Raw genomic sequence first — 18,990 nt, forward strand, 5'->3', positions numbered from 1 at the left:
TCAGAGGGACCGTGGCTAAGCCTGTCCTGATGCGGCGGATGCCGCAGATTGCGCACGTGGACGTTAATTGTTTTTATGCCTCCGCCGAGCGCGCGTTCGACCCCTCCCTGCAAGGGCGCCCGCTGGTGGTGCTGTCCAACAACGACGGGTGCGCGGTGACCCGCTCCCCTGAGGCCAAGGCGTTGGGCATCGCCACCGGTGAGCCCTGGTTCAAGCTCGCGCCGCGGGCCAAGGAGTGGGGCCTGGTGGCAAAATCCAGCAACTATGAGCTGTACGGGGACATCAGCGCCCGGGTGATGGAGCTGCTGGGCAGGTACTCGGCCTGGCTGGAGGTGTACAGCATTGACGAGGCATTCCTGGGCGTGAAGGGCGGACCGGGAGAGTTGTTGGCCTTGGGCTACAGGGTGAAAGAGGCAGTCCGGCGGCATGTGGGCGTTCCCGTGTGCGTGGGCATCGCACCCACCAAGACCCTGGCAAAACTGTGCAACAAGTGGGCCAAGAACAATCCCGCCTTCGGCGGAGTCTGCCTGTGGGAGTCCGTTCCAGCGGAGGTGCGGGAGGGTTTGATGGCCCGGCTGCCGGTGGACGAGATCTGGGGCATTGCCGGGCGGCTGACAAAGCGGCTGAATGTGCTGGGGATCTTCACTGTCAAGGACCTTGTTGGGGCGGACCCCGTGTTGATCCGTGACAGGTTCTCCGTGGTGCTGATGCGGACCGTCCTGGAACTGCGGGGCACCTCGTGCATCCCCATGGAAGAGGAGCGCATTGGACGCGACCAGCTGATCTTTTCCCGCTCCTTCGCCACCCCTGTAACCACTGCCGCCGGCCTCCGGGAGGTGCTCAGCATTTACGCCCAGCAGGCGAGCGCCCGGCTCGCAAAGCACGGACTGCAGGCGAAGATCCTGACGGCTTTCGCGGCCACTTCGCCGTTCAGGGACAACGAACAGGCCCACCCTTCGGTGTGCGTCTCGTTGCCCATGCCCACGGCGGACCCGCTGCTGCTCACCAAAGCCGCGCACGCGCTGTTGCCCCATGTCCGCGAAGGGCTCAAGTACGCCAAGGCAGGCCTGATGCTCACCGACCTGCGGCCCACCGGAAACCAGCCTCCGCTGGAGCTGTTCGAGAACCGGCATGAGGAACGCGGCATCGGGCCCCTGCTGGAGGACGTGAGCCGGCGCTTCGGGCGCGGCACCATCGGGCTGGGGCACGCGGGGATCAAGTCCGGCCTGGACTGGACCATGAAACGCGACATGCGCTCGCCCCGGTACACCACACATTGGGACGAACTCCCCCTGGTGAAGGCGGCCTGAACAGGACAGGTCCCGCCGCCGGCGCACGTGCCGGCGGCGGGACCGCGTTCCTGCCCGGACGTTCTTGTCCGGACGTTTATTGCCTAGACGCGCCGCCTGCCTGTGACGAAGTGGAAGATCAGGACGACGACTGCGATGACCAAAAGAATATGGATGAGGCCGCCGCCGATGTTTGCGAGCAGTCCGAGAAGCCAGAGAACAGCGATGATAATGGCGATCCAGAGCAACATGAGAGTCTCCTTGATTAGTTTTACAAAGTCCCCATGCGGTGCACGTACCCACCAGCACGGTGGGCGAATCAAGGCTCACAGCTCCTGACTTGTAGCCGCGCCAATGCGGGCCCCGTACTGGCCTCGGATCAAGACGTCCCGCGACGAATCTTGACGCCCTGCTACGCCGCGTTGAGCGTTAGCGACGCCCCGTGAACGCCTGCTACAGCATTGATTGTGGGGGTGCCGGGCGCTCCGTAATCTCGTCTCAGCATCCACCCAGCAAAGGATCTCCCCATGGCAAACCCGCAGGACAACGTTCCACAGAACCAGCAACGCTCCACCCGCATCGTTGCCGGCCAATCCACCCGGCCCAAGCGCCCGGTGGGCTTGAAGATCGGCATTGCGGCAGCCGTCCTGGCGCTCATTGGAGGGGGTGCCGCCGTCGCCTCCTCCGCCAACAACGGCACACCGGCTGCCACGCAGGTAGCCGCCCCGTCAGCCAGCCCCGCCGCGGAGCTGAAGCTCGGCTACTTCGGCAACGTCACGCATGCCCCGGCCCTGGTTGGCGTCAGCAAGGGCTTCATCGCCGAGGAACTCGGCAGCACCAAGCTCAGCACGCAGGTGTTCAACGCCGGCCCTGCCGCCATCGAGGCGCTGAACGCAGGCGCCATCGATGCCACCTACATCGGGCCGAACCCGGCCATCAACTCGTTCGTGAAGAGCCAGGGCGAGTCCGTGAACATCATCGCCGGTGCTGCCGCCGGTGGCGCCCAGCTGGTGGTCAAGCCGGAGATCCGGTCTGCCGCCGACCTGAAAGGCAAGACCCTGGCAACGCCGCAGCTTGGCGGCACCCAGGACGTGGCCCTCCGCGCCTGGCTGTCGTCCCAGGGGTACAAGACGAACGTGGACGGCAGCGGCGACGTCGCCATCAACCCGCCGGAAAACGCCCAGACCCTCAAGCTGTTCCAGGACGGAAAGCTCGACGGCGCGTGGCTGCCTGAGCCGTGGGCCTCGCGTTTGGTGCTGACCGCCGGGGCAAAAGTGCTGGTCGACGAAAAGGACCTGTGGGACGGGTCGTTGTCCGGCAAGCCGGGCGAGTTTCCCACCACCATCCTGATCGTGAACCAGAAGTTCGCTGCCGACCACCCGGACACCGTGGAGGCGCTCCTGAAGGGCCACGTGAAATCGGTCGAGTGGCTGAACTCGGCATCCGCCGGCGAGAAGGCCGCCGTCGTCAACGCAGCCCTCAAAGAAGCCGCGGGCGCCGAGCTGAAGCCCGACGTCATCGACCGCTCCTTGAAGAACATCGTGTTCACCGTGGACCCGCTGGCCGGCACCTACCAGAAGCTCCTGGCCGATGGCGTGACTGCCGGCACCACCAAGCAGGCCGACATCAGCGGGATCTTCGACCTGCGCGCCCTCAACAGCGTTTCGGGCGGGAAGACGACGGCGGCGGGGCTCGGCAAGGAGTAGTTCCCACCCCCATCCATTGCTCCGTAGATGTCCTTTTGAGCCCTCAAAACGGCACTTACGGAGCAATCGATGGGGGTGGGCGTCCTCCTAAGCAACACGGAGCCCGTCCGGCCAGCGTGGACGGGTGGGCGGCGGTCCGGGCGCTGGGTTTATGGGCCCTGTAAACGGCATCCACCTGGCCAGCAATCCCTCTCTAGGCCTCTTTCTCAATCCCGTGCAGCTCGGCGCGCGTCGGCGGGTTGGCGCCCGGACGGGAGACGGTGACGGCGGCGGCGCTGGCGGCGTGTGCCAGGAGTTCGGAGAGTCCCTCGACGGGAAGGTCGCGCAGGTCCTGCCGGTTCTGGGCGCCGTCCAGCTCCCGGTCCACCAGGCCCGACAGCAGCGCCGCCATGAAGGAATCGCCCGCACCCACAGTGTCCGCCACGTCAACCCTTGGCGCGGGCACGGACGCTTCGCCGGCGCGGCACACACCCCACGGGCCCTCAGCCCCGCGGGTCACCACCACCATCGCTGGGCCCTCCTCGCCGCCCAGGGCCAGCCATTTGCGCGCCGAATCCAGCACGTCCTGCCCCGGGTACAGCCAGGCCAGGTCCTCGTCGGACGCCTTCACCACATCGGAAAGCGTCACGAACTTTTCCGCCTGCTGCCGTGCGTAGTCCACGTCGGTGATGATGCTGGGCCGGCAGTTCGGATCGAAGCTGATCGTGGCGGAGGGGTGGGCGTATTCGACGGCGGCCAGCACCTCGGTGGCCCCCGGCTTCAGCATTGTGGCGATCGATCCGGTGTGCAGCAGCGTGGTGCCCTGCAGCATGAAGCCGAGCCGGTCGCCGATGCCGGGAAGCTCCCAGGCGAGGTCGAAGGTGTAGGTGGCGGCGCCGTCGTCGTCAATCAACGCGGTGGCCACGCTGGTGGGCAGGTCATCCGGCGGCACCGGCAGCATCACGGAACTGGCGCGCAGGTGGGCGGCCACCGAGTCGCCGTAGGCATCCCGGCCGTAGCGGCCAATGAACTGCACCGGGTGGTCCAGCCGGGCCAGGCCCACCGCAACGTTGAGCGGGCTTCCGCCCACGTGCGCCTGGATTCCGGAGGCACGCTGGACTACATCTACAAGGCCTTCGCCGATCACCGTGAGCATGGTCATACTCTGCCAGAAAGAGGCCCGGGCCAGCAGTTCATGTCAGTGCAGCAGCTTATGCACCAGTTCCCGGCACGTCACGTAAGCTTCCGCGTCGACGTCGATCAGGGAGAAATGGTCCCCCGGCGCCATGACCAGCTCCGCCGGGACCGGCCCGGAACGGCTCGCGTCCACATACGTCGTGGACATGCTCAGCGGCACATCCACATCCTCCGTGGCGTGGACGGCGTGGACGGGAACGTCCAGCGGCAGCGCTGCCATGGGGTCGGCAACGCGGTGCCGGCCCGGAAAGTCCGACGACGGGCCGCCCAGCAGGTTGGCCACCGCACCGTTGCTGAGGCGGAGGCGTTCGGCCTCGGCCAGGTTGAGCACGCCTGACTGGCTCACCACGCCGGTGAGCCGGACGCCGTCGTCGCTGTTCCCCACCTGGCCGGCCTCCGGCCCAAGCCCCTCAATCCGGTCCCTGCCCGCAGCCCACACCGCCAGGTGCCCGCCGGCCGAATGCCCCAGCGCCACCACTTTCCCCAGGTCCAGCGAGTGGGGAGCGGCCAACGCGGCGAGCTTGTCGATGCCCGCCAGGATGTCCTGGAAGGTGCCCGGCCATCCCCCGCCGTTGCCCGCGCGCCGGTATTCCAGGTTCCAGGCGGCCATGCCGTGCTCCGCCAGGTCCTTCGCCAACGGCTCACCGAGTTCGGCCCCATATTGCGGGCGCCAGTAGCCGCCGTGGATCACCACCACTACGCCCTGATATTTCCCGCCTGCAGGGAGATCGGGCAGGAAAAGTTCGCCCCACTGGCTGGGGTCGTCGCCGTAGTAATACCTGTGCCGGTGCACCATCAGCCGAGACTACAGGGGCGGCAGCGGGACAGTCCGTTTAGCTTGGCTGCTGGTGGGCACGGTTCCATCATGGAAAAGCCTGAAGTGACCACGCAGGACTCGACAGTCGAGGAATGGACGCGCGCGCTGGCGGAGTCCACGGGCTCCCCGGGCGGAGGGGCGGGCACGGGGCTGATGCTGGCGGTGGCGGCGTCGCTGACGTCCATGGTTGCCGGGTACAGCAAGGACGACGGCGGGGAGCCGGACCGGATCCGTGAGCGGGCCCAGGCGCTGCGCCAGGAAGCCCTTCGGCTGGCTGATGAGGACGCCTCCGCTTCCAAAGCGTTCGGGGCCGCCTTCCGCCTGGAACCCGGCGAGGAACGGGACGAAGCCATCCGCCGCGTATCCGTTGAAGCTGCGGCCGCATCCGCTGTCCTGGGCGAGCGCGCCATCGAAGCCATCGACGACCTCGCCTGGCTGGCAACCAGCGGCAACCGCGCGCTGGTGGCGGACGTCGTCGTCGCATTCGGTGCCCTCCGCGCCGCGATGGCCGGGGCGCGGACCAATGTCAGCTTCGACCTCGGCTCGCTCCGGTCGGCCGGCACCGGCCTGGAACAGGTCCGCGAGCAGCACCCGGACCTGTGGGCCGCCGTCGAGAAACTCAACGCCGCCATGGACCGGATTGACGAGCTGACCACCGCCATTGATCACCGCGCCGCTCCCACGGATGCCGTCTGAGGCTGGCGCGTCCGCATTTGGACTTGCCGTCTGACCTGTGCTTATGGTGAACAGCATTGCTTGCCGAAGCACCCGTGGGGAGGGGTATCAAGTGAAGTCCGAGGGCAGTGCCTGGGCGTTCCTCCGGCCCGTCCTGCTCGTGGTGGCGGCAACTGCAGCCTGGATTGCCCTGTCAGCCGCTGGCGCGTCCGCCGATTCCTCACCTTCCCGCGATTCCCTTGCGGGGGCTGTGGATTCTGCCACCGCAAGCCTCACCCATCAGGCCAAAGATGAGCTGGACCCGATGCTGGCAGGGCTGGACGGCGGGCCGGCCAAGGCCCCGGCTTCCACTGTTGCTTCACTGATCCCGGTGCCACGTATCCCGGCGCCGTCCCTCCGCCCGGCCGCGGAGGAGGTCTCCGGCTTGGCCGACAATGCTGTGCAGTCCGTTCCGGTGGTTAACGAGCTTGTGCCTACGGGAGCGGTAGCGGCCATGGTTGATCCTGTGGTGGGTGGCGTGGACGGCATCGTCGACGGGACGGTGGGGGCTGCTGTTCCCTTGGCCGATGCTGTCCTGGAACCCCTGGACCCGGTCCTTGAACCGGTCGTCAGCGCTGTTACCCCGCCCGTCGTCGGACCGGAAGCAGGACCAGGCGCAGGCCGTCCTGTCGCCACGGCAGTCAGCGCGGCTTCCGCCGAGGAGCCCGCGCCTGGCCTTCCCACAGTTGCTGAACTGCCACAAACGACTGGGGGCGTGACGCATCCTGCACCGTCCGCCGCTAAGTCGCAGGCCAGCGTTGCTGAAAGGCGCATGCAGATGATGCGTGCCGCAGTGACTCCAGTGCTTTCCGAGGCCGGCCCGGAAGACGCCCCGTTCCACACGCCGTCCGATCTGCCGCCTGCGGTGCCCGGCGCTGCGATAGGCGGAAACAGCCCGTCCGGCGCCAACGGGCCGGCGGCTCCTGGTTGGATCAGCCCACACTACTTTCCGGCCCCAGCGGATGGGACGGCCGCCATCCAGGGCCGTTCGCTTACTGCCCCCACCCCGGCGTCCTTCGACCCCGGCTCTTCTCCTGACTAGTTGAGGCCCTGCCCGCGTCATTACAACGCGGGGTACGCGCCAATTCCCGGGCCAGGCAGTAGGCCCAATTCAACTTTCAGGAGAACCTCCCATGATGCACCGCAACATCCGCAGATGCCTGTTCGCTACCGCTTTCGCAGGCGGCCTCCTGGCCTTTGGCGGCGTCGCGGCCAACGCAGCCGTTGCGCCAATGTCCGCGGCCTACTCTTCCGCTCCAGCGACGCTGGCCAGCACGGGCATGAACACCGGCCTGTTGATAGTGGGCCTGCTGTTTCTTGCCTTCGGCGGGCTGCTGGCGCTGGTCCTTGGCCGCAAGCGCCGCTAAGTGAAACGCCTGCATGATGAACTCCAGCCAGCAGAAGTAGCGTAGGAACAACACCCACAAACCAGGGAGGTCCCGCATGGCACGCGTCTTCATCACCGGATCCACGGACGGACTGGGCCGGGCTGCCGCAGCATCGCTGCTCGAGGCCGGCCACGAGGTGATCGTCCATGCACGGTCCTCCCACCGGATCCCCGCTGTCCAGCACCTGCTGGACCGCGGGGCGCAGTGCGTGACCGGGGACCTCGCCGTCGTGGACGAGGTCCGAAAGATCGCAGACCAGGCGAATGGGATCGGCCGCATCGATGCCGTCATCCACAACGCCGGGGTCCTGAACGGCGCGGCGCTGCTGCCCGTGAATGTCGTCGCCCCGTACCTGCTGACCGCCCTCATTCCCGGCCCCCGTCGGCTCATCTACCTGAGCAGCGGGATGCACCGCGGCGGCGACCCCGGCATGGACGGCCTTGACTGGGCAGGACGTACGACGACGGCCTCCTACTCCACCACCAAGCTGCACGTCACTGCGCTGTCCGCAGCGGTGGCGCGGCTTTTCCCGAACGTCGCCAGCAATGCCGTGGATCCGGGCTGGGTGCCCACCCGCATGGGCGGCCGCTCAGCGCCGGACAGCCTGGAACTCGGCCACCGAACGCAGGACTGGCTGGCCACCAGCGACGATCCCGCGGCCTTGACCACCGGCGGCTACTGGTACCACCAGCGCCACCAAACCCCGCATCCGGCCGCCAATGATCCCCAGTTCCAGGATGCCCTGATGGCGCAGCTCGCCACTCACACTGGGGTCACTTTTCCGGAGTCGACTGCTCCGTAAACGCCGTTTTGGAGCGTGAAAACGGTAGTTGGGCCCACGCCGGCAGGGTTCCCTGGCCGAGCTTGCGAGGTTAGGGTGCCGGTGGGGAGCAATCGATGAGGGATTAAGAGGTGCCGAGGCGGCGTTCGACGCCGGCCGCTTCCGGGTACGCCGCCTGGGTCCCTTTACGGGTGGTCGCCAAAGCCGCGGCAACAGAGGCGAATGCGGCAGCATCGGCGAGCGCATCGCCCGCCGCCAGCCGCACGGCCACGGCGCCGGTGAAGGCGTCCCCGGCTCCGGTGGTGTCGACGGCGTGCACCTGGGTGGGCTGGACGAACGTCACTTGGGAGCCGGGCGCGGCATGCGAGTCCAGCACCACCGAACCGTTCGAACCCAGCGTCACCAAGATCTGCCGAATCCCGCGGTCCGCGAACCGGGAGCGCGCCGCGTCCCAGTCCGCAGCGGAAGCACCGGCACCGGGAACCGAAGACCCGAGGAACAGCGCGGCCTCGTGCGCGTTGACCAGCAGGACGTCCGCCAACTCGGCCAGGGCTGACGGGATCTCCGCATAAGGCGACAGGTTCAGCAAAACTGTTGCGCCGGCGTCGTGCCCTGCCTGCGCTGCCGCCAGCACGGTCTCCGTGCTGACTTCCAGGCACAGGCTCACCACTGCGGCGTCGTCCATCACGTCCGCCGCCCGGGCCACGTCGGCCGGGGACAATGTTCCGTTGGCGCCGGCGGAAATGATGATGTTGTTCTCGCCGCGGGCATCCACCGCGATGACGGCCACCCCGGTAGGCTCGCTGGACCCCCGCACGTGGCTGACGTCCACGCCCGCGCCGGCCACGGAAGCCTCAAGCATGGCACCGTTGGGGTCCTCCCCCACCGCGCCCACCAGGCTGACGTGGCCGCCCAGCCGGGCTGCGGCCACGGCCTGGTTGGCGCTCTTGCCGCCGGGATTCACCGCGAACCCGTTGCCATGGACCGTCTCACCGGGCTGCGGGAGGCGTTCGCAGTAGATGGTGAGGTCGGCGTTGAGGGACCCGACGACGACGATCCGGCCGGAAGTGCCTGCTGCCGCACTCACGCGGCCACCTCGGCCTCAACCGGCTTGGGGATCAGCAGCGAGGCAGCGAACGCGGCGACGGTCAGCGCCAGGCCCACCGCCACGACGGTGAGGTACGACGCCGTCGTGTCACCGAGTGCCGACGTCGCCACCAGCACGGCGGGCAGGATGAGGAAGCTCAGGCCCGCGCCCAGGTTGAAGGCGCCGGCGTTCATGCCGGGCAGGAAGCCGGGGTTGCCGGCGGGCGAGAGGACAACGCCGAGTCCGTTGAGCATGATGTTGACCGTACCGGCGTACATGATGCCCAGCAAGACCGTGCCGGCGATCATCATCGGCAGGCTGTGCAGGCCCAGGAACGCGATGACGGCGAGCGCCGCGATGCTGCCCAGGAGGCCGATCCGCAGCACCTTGGTGTAGCCGAGGACCGGCGCGAGCTTCCCGCTGAGCGGCCCCACCAACCAGCCCAGCAGGGCGTACGGGGTGAGGATGATCAGTGACATCTCGGTGGGGCCCACGCCGAAGCCGGGGTCGGCGGCCTGGACGTAGGCGGGGACGATTCCGTTGATGACGGCGAAAATGCCGGTCATGGTCAGGGTGGTGGTGAGCAGCGGAGCCCAGGTGGCGCGCTGGCGCAGGTGCACAATTTCCACCATCGGCTGGGCGGCGCGCTGTTCGGTGCGCCAGAAGGCGAAGAACGCGACGGCGGAGACCACTACCAGGGCCAGGCTGAGCATCAGCGTGCCGGCAGAGAACCCGGCCACCAGCTTGGCGCCTTCGTTGAGCGCGGTGAGCAGGGCGCCCACGGCAACCACGATGAAGAACACGCCGGGCCAGTCCATCCGGGTGCCGGCGGCGGGCTTGCTCTCGGTGGCGAGGAACAGAATCAGGGCGGTGGCCGCGACGGCCAGGACCACCATGAGCCAGAAGATGCTGCGGAAGCCGAAGTGCTCGGCGAAGTAGCCGCCTACGAAGGAGTCCACGCCGGCCACGCCACCGTTGACTGCGGTGATGAGTCCCATGAGCATGCCGTACTTGCGGGGGTTGGTGACGGCGGAGCGCAGCATGATCAGGCAGAGCGGCACGGTGGGTCCGCTGACGCCCTGGATGATGCGGCCCACGAACAGCCACGTGATGTCCGGGGCCAGTGCGGCGATGACGGAGCCCACGGCCATGAGCAGCATCATGCCCACCAGGACCTTCTTGCGGCCGATGATGTCGCTCAGGCGCGGCAGGAACAGGGAGAACAGGGCGGCGGCGGTGAAGAACCAGGTCTGGGAGAGCCCGATCAGGGCCTGGTCCGCTTTGAGTTCCTGGCCCATGGTCACCAGGGCGGGGCTGAGCATGGAGGCGTTGAGCTGGAACGCCACGCAGGCGGCCAGCAGTGCGGTCATGAGGGCGGCGATGTTGCCGCGGCCGGTCCTGGTTTCAGTCATGGTTGCGGTGGCCATCTACTTGACCCCTCCAGCGGTGAGCTGGGCACCTTTGTTAAGTTCGACGTCGGACGCGCCGGCGCCGGTGTTTGTGGCACCGGTGCCGGGCTCGCCAATGCGGACCAGCGCGTCGGTGACCAGGCCCCAGAACCGTGCGTGGTCCAGGTCCACGGCTACGCTGGTGTGGCAGTCGGCCGGTGCGGGGGCGCGGAAGTCGGCAACGGTCATGCCCAGGGTGAGCGTGCCCTGGAGTTCAATGTTCACGGGGACCTTGCGGGTGCTGACGATGCTGGGGTCGATCACGTACGCGACGGCGCAGGGATCGTGGACCGGCGGGTGGTCGAAGCCCTGGGCGTCCTTGTAGGTGTGGGCGAAGAAGTCCATCAGTTCGGTGACGAACTTCGCCGGCCCGGTGCCGATCGCTGCGATTTTCTCCACGACGTCCGGGGTGGCCAGCGCCTGGTGGGTGAGGTCCAGGCCCACCATCACCACCGGCCACTTCTCGTTGAAGACAATGTGCGCGGCTTCGGGATCGATGATGATGTTGAACTCGGCCACGGCGCTCCAGTTGCCCACGTGGTAGCCGCCGCCCATCAGGACCACTTCCTTGACGCGTTCCACGATGCGCGGTTCCTTGCGGGCGGCCAGGGCGATGTTGGTCAGGCCGGCGGTGGGGACCAGGGTGACGGTGCCGGGCTCGTGCGCCATGACGGTGTCGATGATGAGGTCGACGGCGTGGCGCGGGTCCAGTTCAATGGTGGACTCAGGAAGCGCGGGGCCGTCCATGCCGGACTCGCCGTGGATGTCCGGCGCGGTTTCGATGCTGCGGACCAGCGGGCGGGGGCAGCCGGCGGCGAAGGGGACGCCGGTGATGCCGGCGATGGTGCCGACGGCCAGGGCATTGCGGGTGACTTTTTCGAGCGTCTGGTTGCCCACCACCGTGGTGACGGCCAGGAGTTCGATGTCGGGGTTGCCGTGCGCCAGCAGGAGTGCCACGGCGTCATCATGGCCGGGGTCGCAGTCCAGAATGATCTTCCTGGGCCCTGCCGGGTTCGTCCGGGACTGATTCGCTGGGGGATGAGGTTCCACGATGGTGCTCCACGTCATTGGGGCCTGCCGGGAGGCAGGGGTTTCAGTATTCCGGGAGTGATCATGGCAGCATTGTGTGGCCTACGTCAAACGCTTAACGTGACTCTGACATCGTCGCACGTCAAACGCTTGATGCCTTGACTGGCATGGAAGGCGGCAACCTTCGCCAGGCCGGTCTTTCCCGGCCGGGACCGCCGGGGCCCGGGGGCTACTACGATCAACGTATGGATTCCGGGGAACAGGTGCAGCAGCAACGTCCGCGGCCGCGGCGGGTGACGGCGGCGATGGTCGCCGCGCGGGCCGGTGTTTCGGTGGCCACGGTGTCTCTGGTGGCCAATGGCAAGACGGCTGGCCGCGTGGCCGAAGACAACATCTCCCGGGTGCGTGACGCCATTGCGGAACTGGGCTACGTGGTGGACGGCATCGGCAGCTCCCTGGCCAAAGGCGTCAGCTCGGTCGTAATCCTGGTGGCGCCGGACATCTCCAACCCGTTCTTCGCCAAGGTCATCGCCGGCGTGCGGGAATCCCTGGGCCCTCAGTACCCAGCTGCTGCTGTCCGTCACCGAGGCCGGCGAATTTCCGGAGGCCGACGACGTGCGGCGGCTGATGTCCCTGCGTCCGGCAGGCCTGCTGGTGGACGCACCCAACGCGGGCTTCCTCGAAGACCTCGCGTCGCCGTCGCCCCTTGTCCTGCTCGACGCGCCGGGGCTGGAGGCCTACGCGCCCTCCGTTAACCTGGATGTCGCCAGCGGGGCACGCCAACTGGCGGCGCACCTGGCGGACGCCGGGCACCGGGAAGCAGCCTATGTGGACAGCGTGACCGGCACGGAGACGTTCGCGGTGCGGCGCGCGGCATTCCTGTCGGAGGCAACAGCGCGCGGCATCACCGTCAACCCGGAGCGCATCATCAGCACCACCATCGACGTCGGGGAGGCGGCGGCGGCGTTTGCCCACGCCTGGCCGGAATGGCAGCATGCGGGGGTAACCGCCGTCGCCTGTGCCACCGACACCCATGCATATGGCGTCCTTCAGGAGGCCCGCGTGGAGGGCGTCCGCATTCCGGAGGAGCTGGCCGTGGCCGGGTTCGATGACCTGCCCTATTCGGCCACCAGCAACCCGGGCCTGACCAGCGTTCACCTGCCCGCCACTGCCCTGGGACAGAGGGCCGGCGAGCAACTGCGCCTGCTCATGGAGGGCAAGCCGCTGGAACACGGCGGCGTCACCCTGGAGACGTCCCTGGTGGTGCGCGGTTCCACTACGGCATCGCCGGCCGATCACCTTCCCGCAGCCAGTCGTTGAAGAACGCGCCCAGCTGCCGGCCGGAGGCTTCCTCCATCACTTTTTCGAAGTCTTCGGTGGTAGCCGAAGAGTTGGCATGGTGCTCCAGCCACTCCCTGGCGCCGGCGAAGAACGCCTCATCCCCCACCTTGGCGCGGAGGGCGTGGAGCGCGGCGGCCCCACGGAGATAGACGGGCCCGGAGAACAGGTTGTCCCGTCCGGGATCGGTGATGTCCATGCTCCAGAGGTTCCCGCTGTCCAGTTCCGCAACGGTGTCTGCGAACTGTTGGGCCACTGTTGCCTTGCCGGTGTGCCCGGCCCACAGCCACTCGATGTAGGTTGCCCAGCCTTCGTTGAGCCAGATGTCCTTCCAGTCCGCCGGGCTGACGCTGTTGCCGAACCACTGGTGGCCCAGTTCGTGGACAACCGTGCCCTCCTCAGCGACCCCTGAATAGACGGGACGGGTCTGGGTTTCCAGGGCGTAGTCGACGGAGTCGTCGTCCACGATCGCGCCGAAAGCTTCGAACGGGTAGCGTCCGAACAGGTCCGAGAGGAACGTGATCATTCGGGGCTGCAGGGCGAGGGCTGCGTTGGTGGTTTCAAGGTCCGGTCCTGTCATATCGCGGTCCACCGCATTGATGATCGGCAGGCCGTGGGGCCCCTTGCCGTAGGACAGGGTGAAGTCCCCGACGCCGGCCGTGGCCAGGTAGCTGGCCATCGGATCCGCCGCTTCCCAGCTCCACGTGGTCCATCCGCCGCTGGTCCTGGGCCTGCCGTCGGGCAGGCCGTTGGCCACCGCGGTCTTCCCTTCCGGGACCGTGATGTGGAAGGAATAGGTGGCCTTGTCCTCGGGGTCGTCGTTGACCGGGAACCACGTGGGCGCGCCGTCGGGTTCATTGACCACCATGGCGCCGTCAGCGGTGGTGACCCAGCCGTTGAGAGCCCCGGTGGTGTCCTCGGGACGGCCGGTGGCGCCACCGTAATCAATGGTGACGGTGGCCTCCTGGCCTTCCTTCAGTTTTGGCCGCAGGCCCACGGTGAGTTCCCAGGTGCGGCTGGCGTCGTCCTGCACCTGCGTCCATTCGGCCGGGCCGGCACCGCGGTTGACGTCCTTGCCGTCCACGTCGACGCCGGTCACGGCCAGCCCGCGCAGGTCGAAGTTAAGGGCGTCCAGGTCCTGGCCGGCGCGGAGGGTGATGGTTGCCTCCGCAGTGAGGTTTCCGGCCAGCACGGCCGGATCCGACGGCGGCGAGTAGCGGAGGTTGAGGTCGTAGTGCAGGACGTCGTACCCGCCGTTGCCCGCGGAAGGGAAGTAGGGATCACCGCTTCCCTGGGCGCCGGGCCCATAGTGGTCGGGCTCGCCCTGGGGTCCTGCCTGCGCTGCATTGATCCCGGCCGCGCCGGCCGTCAATAACGCCACTGCCGCCGCAGCGATGCGGCGTGTCTTCGTCAGGTTGGGCATGGTTGCAGTCCTGGGACGGTGCAGGCGCCGGCAGTCCCGCTTCCGTCAGTTCTGCTTCGCGCCCTTCGGGTACAAGTTGTCGTGTGCCTTCGCGGCGACGAGACCGGCCCCGGCGGCTCAACGGCCGCTGCTCCCCAAACGATGGAAGAAATCTAGGTTCGCCCCTTCGGCGTGTCAACGCTTTCCTGCCCCCTTGTGCATCCCCTTTCGCACCCCCGGGCACCCCGCCGGCCCCCTCCGGCCGCGGGGCCTTGGGGCGGGGCACCAGGGGCACCGCCCCCCCCGGACGCCGGCTCCGCGCCGCCGTCGTTCTGTCGGACCCCGGCCGTAAGCTGGGGTTATGCCGAGTAACTGGGAAAGCCTTGACGCGCCGCTGCGTGAGTCGGTGCAGCAAAACGTGGAAATCTACGAACGCGTCCGCCCTGCCTTGAAGCTTGTTACCCGCGATGTCCTGCTGACCCTGCGGGGAATGCTCAAGGACAGCGAAGTCACGCCGCTGTTCGTTACCGGCCGCACCAAAACGGTGGAGTCCTTCAAGGAGAAGATTTCCCGCACTGAGGAGCCGCTGGAGCCGGGCGGGCGCAGGCTCCTGAAGTTCCCGGACCCGTTCCGCACATTGAATGACATGGTCGGCATCCGCGTTATTACCAAGCTGCCGGCCGAGAATGCCGCGGTGGCCAACATCATCAAGCGGCAGCGCCAGGTTTTCGACTGCCGGGGGGACCGCGAGAAGGACATCGGGTCCATCGAGTCCGGCACCTACGGGTACTCCAGCCGGCACCTGATCCTGCGGACCATCCAGAACGAGGCCGTGAAGGAGTACCAGCAGGTTTTCAACCCGGACCTGCAGCCGAACGGCAGCTATTTCTTCGAGTGCCAGATCCGCACCATTTTCGCCCACGCGTGGAGCGAGATTGAGCACGACATCCGGTTCAAGGCCGAGGACCCGCGTGCGTGGACGCCGCACTTCGACCGGCAGTTCACGGCCACCGCGGCCATGCTGGAGACTGTGGAGACTGCCTTCGCGGACCTGCACGAAAGCTACGAGGAAGTCCGCAGCTTCTGGGACATGGACGGGGAGGGAGCCGCGCCGCTCACACCCAACCGCATCCGCGACGTCTGGCGCACCCTGCTCCCGCACGTGGACCGCAAGGTGGATGACGACTGGGGGTGGGCCGCCGAACTCCTGGCCGCACACGGGCTCGACCAGACCATGCAGCTGGCCGGCCTGCTGAACGCCAACCGGATCACGGAAGTCCGCAAGGCCCTGGACCACCGCTACTCCCCCGGGCCGGACCGGCTCCTGGACGACCTCCTCCTCTGGCAGTACGGCACCCGGCATGTGGACCTCACCGCCGAAGCGCCCGACGTCGTCCCGCACCCCCGGCGCGACAGCCTCCTGCGGCGGCTGCGGCAGATCGAGCGGTACCGGATGACGAAGAAGTAGGGGCGGTTGTTGGAACCCGTACGCCTGGTTCTGTCAGGCTTCGGTGGAGTGGGGCAGGCGTTTGTTGATGCTGTTCTGAAGCAGGATGGGTTCCTGCAGGTTGCCGCGATCCGGGGGCATGTGACTGAAGTTCTCCTTGCGCCGGGCCTGGGGGTGCCGGAGCGCTTTTCGTGGGGGACGATCAAGCCCATTGGGGAGACGCTGGCCCGGACCGGGGCTGCAGTGCTGGTCCAGGCGCTGCCCTCCTCGCCCGGGGCGCATCCGCGTGCCCTGCAGGAGGCGCTTACTGCCCTCGCGAGCGGTGTCGATGTGGTGGCGGCGACGAAGAGCCATGTGCTCAGCCATTGGCGGGAGCTTGAGCGTGCAGCAGAGGAAGGCGGGAGCCGGGTCCGGATTTCCGGGGCCACCGGGGCTGCGCTTCCCGGGGCAGACATGGCCAGGGTCGCGCTGAGGGGCATGGGCTGCAATGCGGTGCGGGCATGCCCCAACGGGACGTCGAACTTCATTCTGGATGAACTTTCCGAGGGTGTTGGGCTGGAGTCCGCGGTCGTTGAGGCGCAGCGCCGGGGAATCGCCGAGGCAGAACCGTCCGCGGACCTCTCCGGTTCGGATGCGGCTACGAAGGTACGGCTGATCGCAGGGCTCCTGTGGAACTGGGATGTTTCCCGGATTGCGGTGGAGGCGGAGCCGATCGGCTCCTCCGCTGCTGCCAGGGCGCTGGCCGCAGCCGAACAGGGGCTGCGCCTCCGCGCCGTGGCCGGCGCCTCCCTTGACCGGCCCATGTTGGTTACCGTGCAGCTGCAGGAAGTGGCACCGCCTGATCCGTTGTTTTTCATCACCGGCCCGGAAAAGGCAATGGTCTTCAGCTGCCCCGAAGCGGGCGAGATCACCGTCCAAGGCGGCCGCTCCAGCCCGAAAGGGGCGGCGCTGGCGATGCTTAAAGACGTATATGGCCTGGCTGGGTTAAATAACACCGGGTTCAACTAGGAGTCTCTTCCGACGGAAAGTGAGCAAACAAGTGGAGCAGTGCCATATATCCGGCGTCGGCGTCGTGACCTGCCAGGACAGCCTCGATCCAGGCGCCCCATCCGGCGCGCCTGCGATCGACCAACTGCTGGCGAAGAGCCGCATCGGGCTTGACCGCGTTCACGCATCGGATCTTGAACGGGAAATGGCAGCGGGCGCCCTGGTGGTGGACACACGCCCGGCCGATCAGCGGGAGCGCGACGGCGAACTTCCGGGAGCCGTGGTCATCGACCGGAACGTTCTCGAGTGGCGGCTCGATCCTTCCAGCCCGCACCGGCTCCCGATCGCCGACGACCCAGCCCGCCGGATCGTGGTGGTCTGCAACGAAGGCTATAGCTCAAGCCTGGCTGCATACACCCTGCAGCAGTTGGGGCTGAGCCGCGCCACCGACCTCATCGGCGGTTTCCAAGCCTGGCAGCTCTGTGCAATCAGCACCTCTGATCACCTGACGCGGGAGTAACGCGAAAGGGCCCGCGGTATTCCCGGACATGTACCATTCGCGCGCCTAAGGAATGCCGCGATATCAGAACTTGTGGAGGCAGCCATCTTTCTGACAGCATGTCAGAAAGATGCCAAGGCACCAAGACCGACAACGCCTTTTCCCGCTCCGTGGTCGATGAGGAGCAGTTCGCCGCCTGGCGCGGGCAGGACAGCGTTGCGGCTGCCACGATGTTGGGCGTGGGCATGGCCAACGCCACCATTGACGGCGGCAAGCAGGTGGACCTCACCCTCTTTGGAGTTGAACCCGGCTCCTTCCTTGAACCACCAAGGTCAGCGGGCGCACCCCTCGGCGACATCGATGGAATTGTAGTCTCCAGCACTGCCAAGGCGGAGGGGATTGAACTTGGCTCGGTAGTGACCCTGGACCGTATCGACACGAAGCTCCGGGTCATCGGCTTTACCGAGGGACAGGCCACCTTCGGCCATGTGGACGTTGCCTATTTGCCGCTTAGGACCTGGCAGCTGATCGCGTCTGGTCAGGCGGCAGCGGGCGCTCCTACCGAAAGCCAGCTCTCCACCCTGGACTTCAAGACCGCCAGCGTGGTGGCTGTCCAAGCCAGCGCCGGTACCAAGCCGGACCTCGCTGCCGGTGATGCAGCGGCAGGAACCTCGAGCAAATCACTTTCCTCCGCTTTCAACGCCTCCCCCGGCTACGAGGCGGAAACCATGACGCTCAGCATGATCCAGGTCTTCCTGTACGCAATCTGCGCCCTTGTAGTGGGAGCCTTCTTCACGGTATGGACCATCCAGCGCAAGCATGAGATCGCCATCCTGCGTGCCATCGGCGCCTCCACGGGCTACCTGCTCCGTGACGGAGTCGTTCAAGCTGCCCTACTGCTCGTGGGCTTTACCGCACTCGGCGTCGCCGCCGGCGTCGGACTCGGCGCGGCCATGCCGGACGCCATGCCGTTCGCACTTGAGGCCACCCCGGTCGCCATAGCCACGGCCCTGACAATCGGACTTGGCCTCATCGGAGCAGCTGTGGCGATCGTCCGCATATCCCGCATAAATCCCCTTGATGCCCTTGGAGGACAGCGATGACCGCCTCACCTATCAATGCAGCCGGCACAGCCCAAGGCACAAGCCCGGCAGCCTCAGGCCTGTCGATTCGCAACGCAGTGATGCAACTCGGTGACGGGGACACCAAGGTCACGGCTTTGGACAACGTCAGCCTCAATGTTGCACCGGGCGAGTTCGTGGCCATAGTAGGGCCTTCCGGTTCCGGAAAGTCCTCCCTTCTGGCCGTGGCCGGAGCGCTGGCCACTCCGGATTCCGGGACGGTCAGCATCAACGGGCAGGATCTGTCCCAGCTCAGCAAGGGCAAGCGTGCGGCCTTCCGCCTCGCCAACATCGGCTTTGTTTTCCAGTCAGGAAACCTCATCCCGGCCCTGACCGCCGCGGACCAGCTTCGCCTGGTCAACCGGCTCGCCGGCGGACCGAAGTCATTCGATCCAAATGCCCCGCTGGAATCGGTCGGCATGGCCCACCGGGCCGCAAACCGTCCCGGCCAACTGTCCGGCGGGGAACGGCAGCGCATTGGCATTGCCCGGGCCCTTGTTACAGGGGCGAAGCTTCTGCTTGTCGATGAACCGACGGCGGCACTGGACCGAGCCAGGAGCCGGGAAGTCGTGGAGCTGCTCGCCGAGCAAAGCCGCGAGCATGGCGTCGCCACCGTCATGGTCACCCACGACCACGACGTGCTCGGCTACTGCGACCGGGTGCTGGAAATGGTGGATGGCCGCCTGTCCGCACATGCGCTGACAACCTGATGAGCCCACGAGACGAGCGAAGCGGTTGCGGCATGCCGCTTCGCTCGTCAT

18 protein-coding genes and 1 pseudogene are annotated in these 18,990 nt (G+C 67.2%); 12 read left to right on the forward strand and 7 right to left on the reverse strand.

Going from position 1 to position 18,990, the window contains the following annotated elements:
* Positions 1 to 29: 29 nt before the first annotated feature.
* Complete coding sequence (locus tag QF031_RS19455; RefSeq protein WP_307433522.1) at positions 30 to 1,310, forward strand: Y-family DNA polymerase; 1,281 nt, start codon at positions 30 to 32, stop codon at positions 1,308 to 1,310.
* A gap of 83 nt (positions 1,311 to 1,393) precedes the next feature.
* Here the strand turns inward: QF031_RS19455 and QF031_RS19460 are convergent, their stop codons facing one another.
* Positions 1,394 to 1,540 (reverse strand): lmo0937 family membrane protein, encoded by a 147-nt coding sequence (locus QF031_RS19460; protein WP_307432055.1) that lies wholly within the window; start codon positions 1,538 to 1,540, stop codon positions 1,394 to 1,396.
* Between the two features lie 276 nt (positions 1,541 to 1,816).
* Here QF031_RS19460 and QF031_RS19465 point away from each other — a divergent pair, with 276 nt between their 5' ends.
* Positions 1,817 to 2,995, forward strand: a complete 1,179-nt coding sequence (locus tag QF031_RS19465; protein ID WP_307432057.1) for an ABC transporter substrate-binding protein — start codon at positions 1,817 to 1,819, stop codon at positions 2,993 to 2,995.
* A 193-nt stretch (positions 2,996 to 3,188) separates the two neighbouring features.
* Here QF031_RS19465 and QF031_RS19470 read toward each other — a convergent pair whose 3' ends face one another.
* Both QF031_RS19470 and QF031_RS19475 read right to left on the reverse strand, forming a co-directional pair.
* Positions 3,189 to 4,136 carry a carbohydrate kinase family protein gene (locus tag QF031_RS19470; RefSeq protein WP_370874544.1) on the reverse strand — a complete coding sequence of 316 codons (948 nt, stop codon included), beginning with the start codon at positions 4,134 to 4,136 and terminating at the stop codon, positions 3,189 to 3,191.
* Positions 4,137 to 4,172: 36 nt separating this feature from the next.
* Positions 4,173 to 4,967 carry an alpha/beta hydrolase gene (locus QF031_RS19475; RefSeq protein WP_307432065.1) on the reverse strand — a complete coding sequence of 265 codons (795 nt, stop codon included), beginning with the start codon at positions 4,965 to 4,967 and terminating at the stop codon, positions 4,173 to 4,175.
* Between the two features lie 69 nt (positions 4,968 to 5,036).
* Between QF031_RS19475 and QF031_RS19480 the strand changes: the two genes are divergently transcribed.
* From QF031_RS19480 to QF031_RS19495, 4 genes are all read left to right on the forward strand, one after another.
* On the forward strand, positions 5,037 to 5,684 hold the full coding sequence (locus tag QF031_RS19480) for a cyclodeaminase/cyclohydrolase family protein (RefSeq protein ID WP_307432068.1): 648 nt from the start codon (positions 5,037 to 5,039) through the stop codon (positions 5,682 to 5,684).
* A 91-nt stretch (positions 5,685 to 5,775) separates the two neighbouring features.
* The gene (locus QF031_RS19485; protein WP_307432070.1) at positions 5,776 to 6,744 is read left to right on the forward strand and encodes a hypothetical protein; all 969 of its coding nucleotides are present in this window, start codon (positions 5,776 to 5,778) and stop codon (positions 6,742 to 6,744) included.
* 91 nt (positions 6,745 to 6,835) lie between these two features.
* The gene (locus QF031_RS19490; RefSeq protein WP_307432074.1) at positions 6,836 to 7,069 is read left to right on the forward strand and encodes a hypothetical protein; all 234 of its coding nucleotides are present in this window, start codon (positions 6,836 to 6,838) and stop codon (positions 7,067 to 7,069) included.
* A 76-nt stretch (positions 7,070 to 7,145) separates the two neighbouring features.
* Positions 7,146 to 7,892: an SDR family NAD(P)-dependent oxidoreductase gene (locus QF031_RS19495; protein WP_307432076.1), complete on the forward strand. Its 747-nt coding sequence runs from the start codon at positions 7,146 to 7,148 to the stop codon at positions 7,890 to 7,892.
* Positions 7,893 to 7,995: 103 nt separating this feature from the next.
* Here QF031_RS19495 and QF031_RS19500 read toward each other — a convergent pair whose 3' ends face one another.
* The 3 genes from QF031_RS19500 to uriH are packed head-to-tail and all read right to left on the reverse strand — an operon-like array spanning position 7,996 to position 11,474.
* A complete protein-coding gene (locus QF031_RS19500; RefSeq protein WP_307432079.1) occupies positions 7,996 to 8,958 on the reverse strand; it encodes a ribokinase in 963 nt (320 codons plus the stop codon).
* Positions 8,955 to 10,385: a uridine transporter UriT gene (uriT, locus tag QF031_RS19505; RefSeq protein ID WP_307432081.1), complete on the reverse strand. Its 1,431-nt coding sequence runs from the start codon at positions 10,383 to 10,385 to the stop codon at positions 8,955 to 8,957. The genes QF031_RS19500 and uriT overlap by 4 nt, the downstream gene beginning before the upstream one ends.
* The gene (uriH, locus tag QF031_RS19510) at positions 10,386 to 11,474 is read right to left on the reverse strand and encodes a uridine-preferring nucleoside hydrolase UriH (protein WP_307432083.1); all 1,089 of its coding nucleotides are present in this window, start codon (positions 11,472 to 11,474) and stop codon (positions 10,386 to 10,388) included.
* Positions 11,475 to 11,740: 266 nt separating this feature from the next.
* Here uriH and QF031_RS19515 point away from each other — a divergent pair.
* Positions 11,741 to 12,755: pseudogene (locus tag QF031_RS19515) on the forward strand (LacI family DNA-binding transcriptional regulator).
* On the opposite strand, the gene QF031_RS19520 reads toward QF031_RS19515, so the two are convergent.
* Positions 12,712 to 14,196, reverse strand: coding sequence for a M1 family metallopeptidase (locus QF031_RS19520; protein ID WP_307432086.1), 1,485 nt, complete (start codon positions 14,194 to 14,196; stop codon positions 12,712 to 12,714). The pseudogene QF031_RS19515 and the gene QF031_RS19520 overlap by 44 nt on opposite strands.
* Positions 14,197 to 14,536: 340 nt before the next feature.
* Between QF031_RS19520 and QF031_RS19525 the strand changes: the two genes are divergently transcribed.
* From QF031_RS19525 to QF031_RS19545, 5 genes are all read left to right on the forward strand, one after another.
* Positions 14,537 to 15,643 (forward strand): GTP pyrophosphokinase, encoded by a 1,107-nt coding sequence (locus QF031_RS19525; RefSeq protein ID WP_307432090.1) that lies wholly within the window; start codon positions 14,537 to 14,539, stop codon positions 15,641 to 15,643.
* Positions 15,644 to 15,652: 9 nt separating this feature from the next.
* Positions 15,653 to 16,630, forward strand: coding sequence for a hypothetical protein (locus QF031_RS19530; protein ID WP_307432093.1), 978 nt, complete (start codon positions 15,653 to 15,655; stop codon positions 16,628 to 16,630).
* 19 nt (positions 16,631 to 16,649) lie between these two features.
* Positions 16,650 to 17,129, forward strand: a complete 480-nt coding sequence (locus tag QF031_RS19535) for a rhodanese-like domain-containing protein (protein ID WP_307432095.1) — start codon at positions 16,650 to 16,652, stop codon at positions 17,127 to 17,129.
* Positions 17,130 to 17,227: 98 nt separating this feature from the next.
* Complete coding sequence (locus QF031_RS19540) at positions 17,228 to 18,211, forward strand: ABC transporter permease (RefSeq protein WP_307432097.1); 984 nt, start codon at positions 17,228 to 17,230, stop codon at positions 18,209 to 18,211.
* Positions 18,208 to 18,939 carry an ABC transporter ATP-binding protein gene (locus QF031_RS19545; protein ID WP_307432101.1) on the forward strand — a complete coding sequence of 244 codons (732 nt, stop codon included), beginning with the start codon at positions 18,208 to 18,210 and terminating at the stop codon, positions 18,937 to 18,939. The genes QF031_RS19540 and QF031_RS19545 overlap by 4 nt, the downstream gene beginning before the upstream one ends.
* The last annotated feature ends 51 nt before the right edge of the window (positions 18,940 to 18,990 follow it).

The sequence above is a fragment of the Pseudarthrobacter defluvii genome, from assembly GCF_030816725.1.
Taxonomy (GTDB): Bacteria; Actinomycetota; Actinomycetes; order Actinomycetales; family Micrococcaceae; genus Arthrobacter; species Arthrobacter defluvii_A.

Bases quoted from the DNA above. Each gene is read 5' to 3' on its own strand.
- QF031_RS19495 (WP_307432076.1), top strand. From the start codon at position 7,146: ATGGCACGCGTCTTCATCACCGGATCCACGGACGGACTGGGCCGGGCT.
- QF031_RS19475 (WP_307432065.1), bottom strand. From the start codon at position 4,967: ATGGTGCACCGGCACAGGTATTACTACGGCGACGACCCCAGCCAGTGG.
- QF031_RS19480 (WP_307432068.1), top strand. From the start codon at position 5,037: ATGGAAAAGCCTGAAGTGACCACGCAGGACTCGACAGTCGAGGAATGG.
- QF031_RS19520 (WP_307432086.1), bottom strand. From the start codon at position 14,196: ATGCCCAACCTGACGAAGACACGCCGCATCGCTGCGGCGGCAGTGGCG.
- uriT (WP_307432081.1), bottom strand. From the start codon at position 10,385: ATGGCCACCGCAACCATGACTGAAACCAGGACCGGCCGCGGCAACATC.
- QF031_RS19455 (WP_307433522.1), top strand. From the start codon at position 30: ATGCGGCGGATGCCGCAGATTGCGCACGTGGACGTTAATTGTTTTTAT.
- QF031_RS19540 (WP_307432097.1), top strand. From the start codon at position 17,228: ATGTCAGAAAGATGCCAAGGCACCAAGACCGACAACGCCTTTTCCCGC.
- QF031_RS19460 (WP_307432055.1), bottom strand. From the start codon at position 1,540: ATGTTGCTCTGGATCGCCATTATCATCGCTGTTCTCTGGCTTCTCGGA.
- QF031_RS19470 (WP_370874544.1), bottom strand. From the start codon at position 4,136: ATGACCATGCTCACGGTGATCGGCGAAGGCCTTGTAGATGTAGTCCAG.
- QF031_RS19490 (WP_307432074.1), top strand. From the start codon at position 6,836: ATGATGCACCGCAACATCCGCAGATGCCTGTTCGCTACCGCTTTCGCA.
- QF031_RS19545 (WP_307432101.1), top strand. From the start codon at position 18,208: ATGACCGCCTCACCTATCAATGCAGCCGGCACAGCCCAAGGCACAAGC.
- QF031_RS19465 (WP_307432057.1), top strand. From the start codon at position 1,817: ATGGCAAACCCGCAGGACAACGTTCCACAGAACCAGCAACGCTCCACC.
- uriH (WP_307432083.1), bottom strand. From the start codon at position 11,474: ATGACGTGGAGCACCATCGTGGAACCTCATCCCCCAGCGAATCAGTCC.
- QF031_RS19525 (WP_307432090.1), top strand. From the start codon at position 14,537: ATGCCGAGTAACTGGGAAAGCCTTGACGCGCCGCTGCGTGAGTCGGTG.